The following is a 12,829-nucleotide window of genomic DNA, read 5'->3' as shown; positions in this document are numbered from 1 at the left end:
ACCGGATCCGGGCCTCATCGTGGGACTTCTTACGGGCTCAGGTGGCGATGCAAGAACTCCAGCAGCGTGTGCCGCAGGATCCTGGCGGGAAGACCGTGCCACACCCGGTCCACGCAGTGGTCGGCATCCGGCAGCAGCACGACGCGGTGTTCCGTCGATCGGCTGAGCAGTTCCTGGGCGTAGCAGTGAAAGTCCGGTAGCGGCACGAACTGGTCGCGTTCTCCGGCGGCCAGGAACACCGCGTGCGGCGGGTTGTCCGCCCAGTGGGGGTCCGGCGCGCGAGGCGCGGTTGTGCGGGTGTTCAGCAAAGTGCGGTGCGGCAGGGGCAGGTCCAGCACCGGGTGCAGGGCGAGTACCGCGCGCACGGCCGGCGCCGTGGGCAACCCGGCGGCCCGCAGCGCGAGCTCGGCGCCGCGGGAACAGCCCAGCAGCGCGATCCGGTCCGGATCCGCACCAAGCGCGCAGGCGTTGGGCCCGCGCCCAGTGCAGCCAGCAGAGCACCTCCCGCACTGCGCGCAACGGGCTGGTCCGGGAGAGGCGGGGCAGGCAGACGGTGACGTAGCCGTACTCGCTGAGCCAGGCCGCTGCTCAGCAAGTTCGCTGACAGCCATACGGGCAAGCACGTGCGGATCATCGGTGAGCCGATCTGGGCCGATCGCAGCGAGGCCGAGTACCCGGCCTGCGCCCAGCACGAGGCGCTGATCAACGCGGCTTCCACCGGCCGGGACCTGACCATCCGGTGCCCCTACGACACCTCCCGGCTGACCACCGAGGTGCTCGAGGACGCCAGGGCCACGCCCCGTGCGCGGACTACACCACCGAGGTCGTGATCAGCCGCTACAACCAGCCGCTGCCCGAACCCGACGGCGTCGTGGTGCTGACGGTGACCGCGGTCGCGCAGCTGCGGGTCGGCCGCTGGTGCTCAGCCGAGAGGCCCGCCCGCTGGGACTGGCCGCTCAGCGGGCGTCCGAGCTGGAACTCATCGTCACCGAGCTGCTCACCAACAGCCGGTGGCACGCCGACGGCACCTGCCGCCTGGCCAGCGACGGCGGCCACCTGCCCGACCCGCTGGCCGGGCAGCGGACCTGGCAAGGCACTCCGGCCGCGGCCTTGGCTGATCACCGACCTGGTCCATCTGGGCCGCCTGCACACCGGGCCGGGATTCGGGTTCGGGCTCGGCTCCACACCCCCGTTCATCTCAGCTCAGACGTGGGCCGTGGCTGCAGTTCCCGATCGTCGCCTGCTCGTGGGCTGCCCTGGGCACCGGGCTGTTGCGGCGGCTGGAGCGCGTGCGGCGGGAGTCGGCGCTGCTGATCACCTACCCCTTCGGCTGGGTCACCGGACGCGCGGTCGCCAACACGATCGCACTCTGGCCACCTGCTCCGGCTCGAACCGGCGAAGCGGATCACATTCGCCATCAGTGACTTACTCATGCCTGGTGGGTGTCAAACGCTACTTCTCGCGGCCGCTGAAGAGGGGAGATCCTGGAGGGGCCGGCACGGGAAGAGCGGAGAGTGACCTCATCAATGTGTTTCGCTGATAGCAGCCGGAGATCCGGGCCGCTGGCGCGCCCGCACAGCACGGCACAATTCCGGTTGGCGAGCGACCGTGCGTGAGGCCCTGCGGGCGGAACTGTTGCGGTTGCGCAGTGGCTGGTGGACCGCGGTCGCCTTCGGTTACGCGGTGCTGATGCCGTTCATCCTGTGGCGCTACGCTCCTGATGAAGCGGCCGGACGCGTCGGTGAGATCGCCGAATCGGGCCGGCGGATGTGGATTTTCCTGGCCGCCTGTCCGCTGACCGCAGGCTGGATCGGCTCCTGGCTGGTCAGCCGGGACTACTACTACCGCTCCAGCAGCCGCACCGCCTGGCTCAGCAGCCGACGAGCCTCGTTCCTGGCGAGTTGCCTGGCCGGCGCGATCGCCGGGCTCGTCGTCGCGATGGCCGGGGTGTTCGGCTGGGGCGCGGTCATCTGGCAGTCGCAGCTGGGCGATGACCCTTACCTCGGTGGGCTGAGCTGGCGGCTGGCGCTGAGTTGCGCGCTGGCCTGCGTGCTGGCCGGGATCTGGGGTGTGTTGCTGACCCGGCTGTGCACCAACTACTACGTCGCCACCGCCCTCACCTTCGGCCTGCCATTGGCCGTGGAACTTCCCCTGGTGCTCAGCTGGCCCGAGCTGGGCGGCTACCTGCCGGACGCGGTGCTCGCACTGACCGTGGCCGGGGGCCCAGGGGACTTTCCGGCCCCCGTCGCCTTCCTCCCATGGCTGGCCGGTGCTGGTGCGCTCGCCTGGTGGGCCCACCAGCGCCGGGAACACACCTGATCACGACTGGGGAGCTGATCGTGGCACGACCAGAGTTGCCGCTGGACCCGAGCGCGGGCCCGTTGTACCGCTTCGCCGCCGATCTGCGTTCGTTGCGCGCCAAGGCCGGCAGCCCGCCCTACCGAGAACTCGCCCGGCAGGCCCACTTCTCCATCACCGCGCTCTCGGATGCCGCCCGGGGCAACCGGCTGCCCACGTTGCCGGTCCTCCGGGGCTACGTGCGGGCCTGCGGCGGTGACGTCGAGGAGTGGGCCGGGCGCTGGCGGGAACTCGCCGCGGCCCAGCGCAGGGCGAAGCGGGCCGGCGCCGGGGGATCGGACCGGAAGTTGGCGCTGTGGCTCATCTCCGCGGGTGTCGGGCTGCTCGGGCTGGTCCAGCACGATGGCGACTGAGCCAGACCGGTTGCGGCGCGGCAAACTCGGCAACGGGCTGACCGTGCTGCTCGCGCCGGTGCCCGAGGCCGCACGGGTGGCGGTCAGCGTCCACTACCGCGTTGGCTTCCGCAACGAGCCGGAGCAGGCAGCCGGCTTCGCTCATCTCTTCGAGCACCTGATGTTCGAGGGCAGCGAAGGAGTCGGTCCCCGCGAGCACGGCGCGCGGGTGCACGCGGTGGGCGGGGCCGGCGATGCCCGCACCCATCAGGACTACACCCGCTACTTCCAGGTGCTGCCCAGCGAATCCCTGGACCTCGCGCTGTTCCTGGAGGCCGACCGGATGCGGGCGCCGCGGTTCGCCGAAGCCGGTATCCGGCGGCAGTTGGCCGGTGTGGCCGAGGAGATCCGGATCTCGGTGCGGGAACGCCCGTACGGCGGCTTCCCGTGGCCGCGCCTGCCACCGGCGCTCTACCGGGACTTCGCCAACGCGCACGACGGTTTCGGCGACACCGACCAGCTGGCCGAGGTCACCCCGGAGCAGTGCCGGGAGTTCTTCCGCCTGCACTACCCGCCGGGCAACGCGGTGCTGACCGTGTGCGGCGGGTTCGACCCCGGCCAGGCCAGGGAGCTCATCTCCCGGCACTTCGGCGCCATCCCCGCCAGGACTGTCCGGCCAGTGCCCCGGTTGAGCGAGTGGCTCCGGCGGGCGCGCACGATCGAGGTGAGCGACCCGCGGATCAGCCTGCCCGGCCTCGCGATCGGGTACCCGCTGCCCGATCCGGACACCGACCTGCCCGCCTACCTCGCCCACCAGGTGCTGGCACCCGCACTGCGCTGGCCGGCCGATCTCGCGATGACCTCGGACTCCAGTTGCGGCTTCTTCGAGTCCCTGGACGCCGCGGTTCCGGACACCCTGGTGCTCACCGCGCTGCACCAACCGGACACACCCGCGGACGCACTGCTGTCCGATCTGGACAGACGATTGGCCGGACTGGCAGAGCACGGCATGCGGCAGCACACGTTCGAGGAGCATCGGGACCGGCTCCGGCACGAGCACCACCGGCGGCACGCCGACCTGCTGACCCGTTGCTGTGCCCTGGGACGGCTGGAGATCCTGTTCGGCCGAGCGGAGCTGCTCGATGACTGGCCACGGCTGCTGGACGCGCTGCCGGTGGGCGCCGCCGCGACCGCGGCCCAGCGGTTGCGCGGACTGCCGCGCGGAGTGCTGCGCGTGGTGCCGGAGACCCCTCGATGACCCCGAGGTGGGCTGAATCCGCAGTGCACAACGGGATGCGGTTGATCGCCGTGCGGGACGCCAGGGCGCCGGTGGCCGAGTTGCGGCTGCTGATCCCGGCGGTCGCACCGGACTCCCGGCGGGCCGGTCTTGCCGAGCTGCTCGCCCGAGGTCTCCGGGCCGCCCTGGCTGCCACCGCGCACGCCAAGGTGAGCTGGGACGGCGAATGGCTTCGCGTGGAGGCCAGCCTGCCAGCTGGGACCTGGGCCACCGGGCTGGCACGCACACTGGAATGCCTGCGCGCCAGCGAGATCCTGGATGGTGACTTCGCCAGGTGGCGCGCCGGTCTGGTCAACCAGGCCCGGCTGCGGGCGCGGGATCACCGGCAACTCCTGGCCCGGTCGCTGCGGCAGCGGGCCTTCGCGCCACCAGGCCCCCCACTGGACCTGCCGCATCCCGCGCTGCTGGCCGCCACCGGACCGGCGGAGCTGCGGGAGTTCCGGGCTCGGACGCTGACCGCGGCCGGGGCCGCACTGGTGCTGGCCGGGGACATCGATCCCGAGGCGGCGGTGGTCACGATGACCCGAACGGCGCGGCGGTGCTGGCCCGACGGCGAGCCCCGGGCACGGGACCGGCCCTGGCCCACCCCCACCGGGAACCTGCTCGCCCTCCGCGGCGAGCGGGAGACGCTGCTGGAACTGTGCGCGCCCAGCGGAGCCGCGGCGGACTCACCCGCCGCGCACGACCTGCTCATCGTGGCGCTGGGCGCCTATGCCGGTTCCCGCTTGGCGCAACGGTTTCCGGACCCCGCCTGCTCGGCGGCGGCCGGTCTGGACGTCATCGGCGGGCAACGCCTGCTGCTGCTCTCCGCCCAGGCCCCCGCCGGTCATGGCCGCGAACTGCTGGCCGGTCTGCGCGCGGAACTGGCGGAACTGCGCGAGCGGCCACCGGCCGGCGCGGAGCTCGAAGCGGCCAGGACCTTCGCGCTGGGCCAGTTCCTCGGTGTGCTGGACTCGCCGGCGGCGTTGGCTGACAAGATCACCACCGATCTCGGTTACGGCCGCGCGGCGGACTGGGTTTTCCGCTTCCCACACCAGTTGCGGAAGGTCACCGCCGCCGAGCTGGGGCTAGCCTGCGCGCGCCTGCTGAGCCCGGCGGCGCTGACCGGCGTGGTGAGCAGCGACCAGAGCGCCGAGGAGCTGGCGGCGGCCGAGTTGTTGCCGTTTTCCGGGAATACCACCAGCTGGTGGTAAACAACCCGTTCGGCGGATTGACTCCTTGGTATGCAAGGACTTCAAGAAGTGGCCACCGGGTCACCGCGGATCGCGCCGCGGGAGCTGGCGGCCGTGCCCGAGGTCAACACGCTGCTGCGCGCTCTGGGCCTGGGCGTCCTGCGCACCGAGGACTGCGAAACCTTCCCCGGTCGCAACGACAACTGGGCGGGCACCACCAGCGCGGGACACCCGGTGTTCGTGAAGAAGCTGGCCGAGCACAACGGATCGCCCGCGGCCAGGCTCCGGCGGACCCTGGCCTTCCAGCGCCTCGTCGAGCAGCGGCCCCAGCCGCGCCTGGCCACGGTGCGCTGCCACGGCTGGGACGAGCAACACGGCCTGGTGGTCTTCGAACGCATCCCGGATGCCCGCTCCGGCGCCGAGTTGATGGTCGAGGAGAGCTTCGGCCCAGACCTGGGCCGGGCCGCCGGGCAAGCCATCGGCACAGTGCACGGCAACCACATTCCGGCCGGGCTGGAACTGGACACCAGCACTCCGCCGATGCCCTCCGCCGAGTTGCTGCACGGCCTGCCAGCCGAGGTCTTCGACCAGAGCAGCCACGCCGAGCTCGCCTGCTGGCGGCTGCTCCAGCGGGATCCGGACCTGGCCGCGGCGATCCGGCGGCTGCTGGAGGCCGAGGCCGCCGCACCGCGCGTGCCCGCCCACTGCGACCTGCGCCTGGACCAGTTCCTGTTGCGCGGCAACACTCTGCACCTCACCGACTGGGAGGAGTTCCGGCTGGCCGACCCGGCCAGGGACCTGGGCTCCTTCACCGGGGAATGGCTCTACCGCTCGATCCTGGACATCGTCACCACCCGCGGCGACACCGGCGTGCCGGGCGAGACCGCCTTCGCTGACCTCACCCTCACCCCGGCGGAGGTGATCAGCCGCGGGGTGCGCAAGTTCGAACGGCTGCGACCGGTGGTGGTGGCGTTCTGGACCGGATACCGGGAAAGCCGCCCGGTGTCCGACGCCGGGCTGGCCGCGCGGGCGGCGGGCTTCGCCGGGTGGCACCTGTGGGACCGGCTCATCGCCGGAGCCGCGCTCAGCCCCCAGCTTGGCGCGGTGGCCCGAGCCGCGGCCGGGGTGGGGCGAACGGTGCTGCTGAGCCCGGAGAGCTACGTCGACACCCTCGGCCTCGGAGAGCGGGCATGACAGTGGACAGCACCGCACTGGCCGACCGGCTGGCCGCGGCCATGGCCCGGATCCAGATCGACGCCGCCGGACACCTCGCCGTGCTCGGCCCGCGGGAACTGCGGGCCACCACCGCCAAGGACCTCTCCCGCGCCCTCGCGCTGGCCTGCTACGAGGTGCTGCACGTGGGCTGGGCGCAACCGAGGTCCGGATCTACCCGGTCGCGCCGGGACCACGCCTTCGAGCACCGGCTCGCCGCCGCCGTGCCGCACCGCGAGACACCGGTGACGGTCGAGTTCCTGGAGCGCGACCCAGTGGCCGGACGGGTGCTGGTGCGACGCGACGGGGTCCGGGTCTGGTTGCCGGCCAACACGATCAGCGGACACCTCGACCACGCCCCCGGCAGCCCGCTGACCCTGCGCCGCAACCCGGCTCGCCCCGCCCTGTCTCCCGGCTTCTTCCTCGTCGACAGCAGCCGCCCACCGGTCCACTCCCCGGCGCAGCTTCGGGTGTACCTGCACCTGCGCACCGCCGAGTCCGCACCCGCTGTCTGGGCGATCGTGCTCAACACCTTGCACACCAACGAGATCGCCTACCGGGCGAAAGTGATCTCCGAACCTGGCAGCTTCCCGCGCCGGGACGGTCTGGTGGTCTACCTCGGCGAGGGCAACTGGCACGCCGCGGACCTGATCGCCGCGGCGGTCGAGGGACATCCCGGTCTCGGTGCGGAGGTGTCCGTGTTCGCCGAAGCCCTCGGCTCCGGCGTGGCCACCGCCTGGGAACCGGTGGACCACCGCCCCGGTATGCGGGGACTGAGCTTCGGTCAGCACCGCGCGCACGTGCTGGCCACCGCGTTGCTGGCCGCCGCACACGACGGCGAATCCCCGGAAACGGCGGTGCGCCGGGCGTTCGGCCAAGCCCGGATCGACCCGGGCAACCCCGCCCGCAACCTGACCTGACCACGGGTCCGCCGGGGTCGTCGCTGGGCAGACAGCGCACTCGCTGTCTGCCCTGTCCTGATCCCGGCAACCCAAGACGAAGGAGACACACCTTGATCAACACCCAGCAGATGATGTCCGGCTTCGGCAGCTACGTCGACGTGGAGGAGCTGAACGTGGCCGCCGCCACCGACGCTCCGGCCACCACGCCGATCTGCTTCGCCGCGGCCACCAGCAGCATGGCCTGCCTGGCCGCCACCAGCAGCGGCTGGTGCCTGGCCGGCGCCGGCGCGGCCACCGGCGCCGGGGCCGCCGCCTCGGTCAAGGCCGGCTGCTGATCACCCAAGAAGAGAAGAGGAACACCATGGCGATCGAGGAAATGGTGGCGGGCTACTCCGCCTACGTCGATGTCGCGGAGCTGGATCTCGCGGCGATGACCGAGGCTCCGGCCACCACTCCGGCCTGTTTCATGGCCAGTTTCACCATCTCGTACCAGGTGTCCAAGGACATCTTCAGCTAGCCGAGCGGGGCGCTCGCACCGCGGGCGCCCCTGTCCTTGGCAGAGAGGAAAAGATCATGCCGGTGGCGGCAGCGCACCAGCCGTTGCGCATCCTGCACGAACTCACCCGTGGCCGCCGGGGCCAGCTCGCCCTGGTGGTGTTGCTCTCCCTGGTCGCCACCGCGGGCACCTTGGCGTTGCCGCTGCTGGTCTCCGGGCTGATCGCCGCGGTCCAGACCCGGCAGGACCTGCTCTGGCGCGCGGTGGCGATGTCGGTGGCGGCACTGGGCGGCGCGGCCGCGGCCGCCGGTTCCAGCTATCTGCTGGCCCGGCTGGGCGAGCGGATGGTGCACCGGTTGCGCAGCCGGATCATGGCGCACGTGCTGCGCTTGCCGCTGCGCACCGTGCGGGAGCACGGCTCGGGCGATCTGCTGGCCAGGGTCACCGCGGACAGCGCCCAGCTGCGCACCATCGCCGATCTCGGCGTGGTCCAGCTGCCCACCGCCGTGGTCACCGCGGTGGGCACCCTGGTGGTGATGGCCGTGCTGGACCCGGTGCTGCTGGTGGCCGCCCTCGGCGGTTTCCTGGTGGCAGGGCTGCTCATCGGTCTGGTGGTGACCGGGCTGCGCCGTGCGCACACCCGCTACCAGAGCGCGCTCGGCCGGCTCGCCCACCGGTTGACCACCGTGCTGGACGCCCTGCCCATGGTGAAGGCCTGCCGGGCCGAGCAACGGCTCTCCGTCCAGCTGGCACAGGCCTCGCACGAGACCTCGGCCGCCGCGCTGGGCGCTGTCCGGCTGGAAGCGCTGATGAGTCCGGTCCTGGGACTGGGGCAGCAGATCGGCTTGGTCGCGGTGGTGGTCACCGGAGGCGCGCGGTTCGTGGCCGGTTCGCTGGCCGTGGCCGACCTGGTGGCCTTCCTGCTGTGCCTGCTGCAACTGGTCGCGCCGATCATGATGATCTCGATGGGCGCGGGACAGGTCCAGGCCGGGCTGGCGGCCAGGGGCCGCTTCGACGAGATCCTCGCACTGTCCACTGAGGACGCAGGCGATCCGCCGCACAGCACTGTTCCGCTACCGTCGGACGCCCCGGCGGTGGCCTTCCGCGCGGTCGGGTTCGCGCACGATCAACGACCGGTGCTGCGCGGAGTCGACCTGGACATCCCGAGGCACGGGCTGACCGCGCTGCTGGGGGAGTCCGGGGCGGGCAAGACCACCACCCTCGCGCTCATCGAGCGCTTCCTGCAACCGGACACCGGCAGCGTGTGGATCCTCGGCCGGGACAGCCGGCAGTGGCCGCTGGCCGAACTCCGCGGCCGGATCGCCTACCTGGACCAGGAGTTCACGCTGCTGGCCGAGTCGGTGCGGGCCAACCTCACCGTCGGCCACCTCGACGACGTGCCAGAGCCGGAGCTGTGGCGCGCGCTGGAGCGGGTGGCGCTGGCCGATGCCGTGCGCGCGCTGCCCGAGGGTCTGGACACCGTGCTCGGCGGGGCCATCGACCTCTCCGGCGGGCAACGGCAGCGGCTCGCCCTGGCCAGGGTGAGCCTGAGCACCGCCGAGATCGTGCTGCTGGACGAACCCACCTCCCAGTTGGACAGCGGCAACGAGGAGCTGCTGCGCGCCACCATCGACACCTTGGCCGCCGACCGGGCCGTGCTGGTGGTCGCGCACCGGCTCTCCACGGTGCGGCACGCCGCCAAGGTGATCCTGCTCGCCGACGGGCAGGTCCAGGCCAGCGGCAGCCACGAGCAGGTGCTGCTGACCAGCCCGGCCTACCGCGAACTGCTCGCGGCCCAGTCGGTGGCGTCGCGATGACCCGGTTCTCGGCGCTCATCCCGTTCCTGCCCGCCCGCGCGGAACAACTCGTCCCGGTGGCGGCCCTGGTGCAGGGCAGCGCGCTGCACCGGTTGTGGAGCGGGCAGCTCCTCGGCCTGGAGGCGCACCAGTTGTTCGCGCACACGGCCGGACTCGGCCTGCGCGTCCCGGTCGGCACCTGCGTGTCGCTGATGCCGTTGCGCAACCCGATGGAAGCCGTGGTGCAGGCCCGCTCGCTGGCCCGGATCACCGGGCACTCCTTCGTCGCCGGGATCGGCCCCGGCGCGACCGGGTTCCAGCGGGCCGTGCTCGGCAGCGCCTACCGCAGCCCGCTCACCGCGGTCCGGGAGTACCTCACCGCCTGCCGGGCCCTGCTGGACGGCGCGGAAACCGAGGCGGACGCCGAGTACTTCCCGTTGGCGGCCAGGCTGACCGAGCTGCCACACCCGCCGGTCGAGCTCGGCGCGGGGGTGCTGCGGCCGCGGATGGCCAGGCTGGCCGGGCGCCTCGCCGATGTCGCGCTCACCTGGCTCACCCCGCCGGAGTACCTGCGGGACACCATCCTGCCGGCGCTCACCGAGGGAGCCGCCGCGGCCGGACGCCCGGTGCCCGAGCTGACCGCGGTGGTGCACGTCGCGCTGCGCAGGCCGGGCCGGGACCCGGTCGAGCTGGCGACCCGGGTCTCCAGCGGGCACCTGACCGCACCGCACTACACGGACATGTTGCGCCGCGCGGGAATCCCGGTGGATCCGGCTGATCCGGCGGCGGGCGCGCGGGCCCTGGTCGATGCCGGGGTCTTCCTCAGCGGCGACTTGGCGCAGGTGGTCACCGGTCTGGCCGCCTACCGGGCCGCCGGGGTGCGGGAGATCGTGCTCAACCTCAGCGGCGTCGGCCTGGCCGAGGGAGCCGCGGTCGCGGTGCGGGAGCTGGCCGAGATCACCGCGGCGGTGACCGCGTGAGCGCCCTCCGGTTCAGCCGGCTGCTGTTCGTGGGCACCGGCGCGGCGAGTGCGGCGTTCCTGCCGTTCTGGCTCAACTGGCTCCAGCTGACCCATCCCGGGCTGGACACCCAGGTGGTGCTCACCCGCAGCGCCCAGCGCTTCGTCACCAGGGACGCGCTGTCCGCCTGCACCCGGCAGCCGGTGCTGGAGGACAGCTGGCCGGATGGGCCGAGCCGCTCGGCCCGCCACGTGGAACTGGCTGAATGGGCCGAGGCCATCGCCGTGTACCCGGCGACGCTGCACTTCACCGCCCGCCTGGCCCTGGGACTGGCCGACTCACCCGCACTGCTGGCCGCCCAGTGCGGCGACGCGCCGATCGCGCTGGCCCCGGCGCTGCCACCGGGCGGCGCGGCCAGCGCCGCATACTCCAGCCACCGGGAGACCCTGCGGCAACGGGACAACCTCGTGCTGGTGCCCCCGCAACCCGGCCTCAGCCGCACCACCGGCCGCCAGGACGCCTGGGTGCCCGCAGACCTGCCGGTGGTGCTGGCGGCGCTGGCCGAGCTGCACGCGGGCGGGCTCCGGTGACCCGGCGGACGGTGGTCGTGCCCGAGTACGGCACCCGCTGGCAACGGCAGCTGGTGCGCACCGGTCCCGACGGCGGCTACGAACTGCTGCGCTGGCCCGGCCCGGACCGGCGCACCCCGTTCCGGGCGCCGGATGCCGCGCTGCGCGCCCGGCTCGCCAGGGTGGCAACCCCAGGTGGCGGTCTGGTCCCCGCCCGGCCTTCTCCGGCCGGCAGCGTCTACCCGGTCCAGCACTGGCGGTCCGCGGCGGACATCCTGCTCACCGGCGCGGCTCCCGCCCGCGTGGGGCTGGCCGGGGCGTTGCGCGAGGCCGCTCGCCTGTTGGCCGAGGTGCACCGGAACGCCCCGCCGCTCAGCGGTCCGCCACCGGCCCTCCGCAGGCTCACCGCCTTCCTGCACGACGGCGGTCGCACCGAGACCACCCGCCTGGCCGCGGCCACGCTCTGCCAGGGCGTGGGCATCGCGGTCTGGGCCCGGTTGCGGGACTGGTGCGCCGAGCTCGCCGACGACCCGGACCCGGTGCTCGCGCACGGCGCGCCTGGACTGGCCGCGATCGTGCCGGGACAGCGGGTCCAGCTGCTGCTCGGCGACGACCTGGGCGCGGCGCCCGCGGCCTTCGACCTCGGCTGGCTGCTCGGCGAAGTCGTCGAACTGAGCCGCGCCCGTCCCGGTCCTGGCCGGCCGGAACTGATCGAGGCGATCGCGGAGGGCTACGGAACCGCGCTCGATCACCGCGTGGGCCGGATGGCAGTGCTGCGCATCGTGCTGCACCTGCACGACTTCGTGGCCTACATCGGCTGGCACGCCGACGAGGTGGGCAACTACGTCGACCTGGTCACCGACACCATCGAAGGAGTCCACAGTGGACAGTTGTGAGCCCGGTGCGGTGTCCGTGCGGGGGCTGCGGATGCGCTACGGCCGCGCTGAGGTGCTGCGCGGGGTCAAGCTGACCATCCCGCGCGGTGAGGTCTTCTGCCTGCTCGGCCCGAACGGCGCGGGCAAGACCACGATGATCGAGATCCTGGAAGGCCACCGGATGCGCTCCGGCGGCGAGGTGCGCGTGCTCGGCTCGGACCCGCAACGGCCCGGACCCGGCTGGCGGGCCCGGATCGGCATCGTGTTGCAGTCCTGGCGCGACCACGGCCAGTGGCGGGTCGGCGAGCTGCTGTCCTACGTGGCCTGTCATTACCCGGCCCCGCACGATCCAGCCGGGCTGCTGGAACTGGTCGGCCTCACCGCGCAACGAGACCACGAGGTGGCCGACCTCTCCGGCGGACAGCGCCGTCGCCTGGACGTCGCCCTCGGCGTCATCGGACGGCCCGAGCTGCTGTTCCTGGACGAGCCGACCGCCGGATTCGACCCGGTGGCCCGGCGGCAGTTCCACAACCTGCTGACCCAGCTGTCCGTCACCGAGGGCATCACCATCCTGCTGACCACGCACGACCTCGCCGAGGCGGAACGCCTGGCCCACCGGATCGGCATCCTGGTCCAGGGCAGGCTGATCACCACCGGCACCCCGGCCGAACTGGCCGCCCTGACCGGTGCGGGCACCGAAGTGCGCTGGGTCGAGGCGGGCAGACAACGCCGGGAGCTGGTGGAGGACCCCTCGGTCCTGCTGCGCGAGCTACAGGATCGTTTCGCCGGCGCCGTGCCGGAACTGCAAGTGCGCCGAGCCTCCCTCGAGGACACCTATCTCGACCTGATTGGCCGGTGAAC

The 12,829-nt window shown here is 72.7% G+C and carries 16 protein-coding genes; 14 read left to right on the top strand and 2 right to left on the bottom strand.

Annotation, left to right across the window (positions count from 1 at the left end; genetic code table 11):
* Positions 1 to 29: 29 nt before the first annotated feature.
* The gene (locus M8C13_RS45865) at positions 30 to 611 is read right to left on the bottom strand and encodes a dienelactone hydrolase family protein (RefSeq protein ID WP_256510091.1); all 582 of its coding nucleotides are present in this window, start codon (positions 609 to 611) and stop codon (positions 30 to 32) included.
* On the opposite strand from M8C13_RS45865, the gene M8C13_RS32645 reads away from it, so the two are divergent.
* The gene (locus M8C13_RS32645; RefSeq protein ID WP_256510110.1) at positions 585 to 830 is read left to right on the top strand and encodes an MEDS domain-containing protein; all 246 of its coding nucleotides are present in this window, start codon (positions 585 to 587) and stop codon (positions 828 to 830) included. The genes M8C13_RS45865 and M8C13_RS32645 overlap by 27 nt on opposite strands.
* 7 nt (positions 831 to 837) lie before the next feature.
* On the opposite strand, the gene M8C13_RS32640 is transcribed toward M8C13_RS32645, so the two are convergent.
* Complete coding sequence (locus tag M8C13_RS32640) at positions 838 to 1,122, bottom strand: hypothetical protein (RefSeq protein WP_252484615.1); 285 nt, start codon at positions 1,120 to 1,122, stop codon at positions 838 to 840.
* A 486-nt stretch (positions 1,123 to 1,608) separates the two neighbouring features.
* Between M8C13_RS32640 and M8C13_RS32635 the strand changes: the two genes are divergently transcribed.
* The 13 genes from M8C13_RS32635 (at position 1,609) to M8C13_RS32575 (ending at position 12,827) form a co-directional block, all read left to right on the top strand.
* Positions 1,609 to 2,319 (top strand): hypothetical protein, encoded by a 711-nt coding sequence (locus M8C13_RS32635; RefSeq protein WP_252484614.1) that lies wholly within the window; start codon positions 1,609 to 1,611, stop codon positions 2,317 to 2,319.
* A gap of 20 nt (positions 2,320 to 2,339) precedes the next feature.
* A complete protein-coding gene (locus M8C13_RS32630) occupies positions 2,340 to 2,711 on the top strand; it encodes a helix-turn-helix transcriptional regulator (RefSeq protein WP_252484613.1) in 372 nt (123 codons plus the stop codon).
* The gene (locus M8C13_RS32625) at positions 2,701 to 3,948 is read left to right on the top strand and encodes a pitrilysin family protein (protein WP_252484612.1); all 1,248 of its coding nucleotides are present in this window, start codon (positions 2,701 to 2,703) and stop codon (positions 3,946 to 3,948) included. Before M8C13_RS32630 ends, M8C13_RS32625 begins: the two co-directional genes overlap by 11 nt.
* A gap of 35 nt (positions 3,949 to 3,983) precedes the next feature.
* Entirely contained in the window at positions 3,984 to 5,180 is a 1,197-nt protein-coding gene (locus tag M8C13_RS32620) for an insulinase family protein (RefSeq protein WP_252484611.1), read from the top strand.
* 48 nt (positions 5,181 to 5,228) lie between these two features.
* Positions 5,229 to 6,353 carry a class V lanthionine synthetase subunit LxmK gene (gene lxmK, locus M8C13_RS32615; RefSeq protein WP_252484610.1) on the top strand — a complete coding sequence of 375 codons (1,125 nt, stop codon included), beginning with the start codon at positions 5,229 to 5,231 and terminating at the stop codon, positions 6,351 to 6,353.
* Positions 6,350 to 7,291 (top strand): T3SS effector HopA1 family protein, encoded by a 942-nt coding sequence (locus M8C13_RS32610; protein WP_252484609.1) that lies wholly within the window; start codon positions 6,350 to 6,352, stop codon positions 7,289 to 7,291. The genes lxmK and M8C13_RS32610 overlap by 4 nt, the downstream gene beginning before the upstream one ends.
* Positions 7,292 to 7,383: 92 nt before the next feature.
* Positions 7,384 to 7,608 (top strand): LxmA leader domain family RiPP, encoded by a 225-nt coding sequence (locus tag M8C13_RS32605; protein WP_252484608.1) that lies wholly within the window; start codon positions 7,384 to 7,386, stop codon positions 7,606 to 7,608.
* 26 nt (positions 7,609 to 7,634) lie between these two features.
* The gene (locus M8C13_RS32600) at positions 7,635 to 7,790 is read left to right on the top strand and encodes an LxmA leader domain family RiPP (RefSeq protein ID WP_252484607.1); all 156 of its coding nucleotides are present in this window, start codon (positions 7,635 to 7,637) and stop codon (positions 7,788 to 7,790) included.
* A 56-nt stretch (positions 7,791 to 7,846) separates the two neighbouring features.
* The gene (locus tag M8C13_RS32595) at positions 7,847 to 9,586 is read left to right on the top strand and encodes an ABC transporter ATP-binding protein (RefSeq protein ID WP_252484606.1); all 1,740 of its coding nucleotides are present in this window, start codon (positions 7,847 to 7,849) and stop codon (positions 9,584 to 9,586) included.
* Positions 9,583 to 10,545, top strand: coding sequence for an LLM class flavin-dependent oxidoreductase (locus tag M8C13_RS32590; protein ID WP_252484605.1), 963 nt, complete (start codon positions 9,583 to 9,585; stop codon positions 10,543 to 10,545). The genes M8C13_RS32595 and M8C13_RS32590 overlap by 4 nt, the downstream gene beginning before the upstream one ends.
* Positions 10,542 to 11,114 carry a flavoprotein gene (locus M8C13_RS32585; protein WP_252484604.1) on the top strand — a complete coding sequence of 191 codons (573 nt, stop codon included), beginning with the start codon at positions 10,542 to 10,544 and terminating at the stop codon, positions 11,112 to 11,114. The genes M8C13_RS32590 and M8C13_RS32585 overlap by 4 nt, the downstream gene beginning before the upstream one ends.
* On the top strand, positions 11,111 to 11,989 hold the full coding sequence (locus tag M8C13_RS32580) for a hypothetical protein (RefSeq protein ID WP_252484603.1): 879 nt from the start codon (positions 11,111 to 11,113) through the stop codon (positions 11,987 to 11,989). The genes M8C13_RS32585 and M8C13_RS32580 overlap by 4 nt, the downstream gene beginning before the upstream one ends.
* Positions 11,976 to 12,827, top strand: coding sequence for an ABC transporter ATP-binding protein (locus M8C13_RS32575; RefSeq protein ID WP_252484602.1), 852 nt, complete (start codon positions 11,976 to 11,978; stop codon positions 12,825 to 12,827). Before M8C13_RS32580 ends, M8C13_RS32575 begins: the two co-directional genes overlap by 14 nt.
* Positions 12,828 to 12,829: the final 2 nt, after the last annotated feature.

Origin of the sequence: Crossiella sp. SN42, assembly GCF_023897065.1 — a bacterium.
GTDB lineage: Bacteria > Actinomycetota > Actinomycetes > Mycobacteriales > Pseudonocardiaceae > Crossiella.
This window is presented reverse-complemented; position numbering and strand designations above follow the sequence as displayed.

Excerpts from the sequence above, each read along its gene's own strand:
- M8C13_RS45865 (WP_256510091.1), bottom strand. The coding sequence starts at position 611 with ATGGCTGTCAGCGAACTTGCTGAGCAGCGGCCTGGCTCAGCGAGTACG.
- M8C13_RS32625 (WP_252484612.1), top strand. The coding sequence starts at position 2,701 with ATGGCGACTGAGCCAGACCGGTTGCGGCGCGGCAAACTCGGCAACGGG.
- M8C13_RS32620 (WP_252484611.1), top strand. The coding sequence starts at position 3,984 with ATGCGGTTGATCGCCGTGCGGGACGCCAGGGCGCCGGTGGCCGAGTTG.
- M8C13_RS32610 (WP_252484609.1), top strand. The coding sequence starts at position 6,350 with ATGACAGTGGACAGCACCGCACTGGCCGACCGGCTGGCCGCGGCCATG.
- M8C13_RS32600 (WP_252484607.1), top strand. The coding sequence starts at position 7,635 with ATGGCGATCGAGGAAATGGTGGCGGGCTACTCCGCCTACGTCGATGTC.
- M8C13_RS32595 (WP_252484606.1), top strand. The coding sequence starts at position 7,847 with ATGCCGGTGGCGGCAGCGCACCAGCCGTTGCGCATCCTGCACGAACTC.
- M8C13_RS32590 (WP_252484605.1), top strand. The coding sequence starts at position 9,583 with ATGACCCGGTTCTCGGCGCTCATCCCGTTCCTGCCCGCCCGCGCGGAA.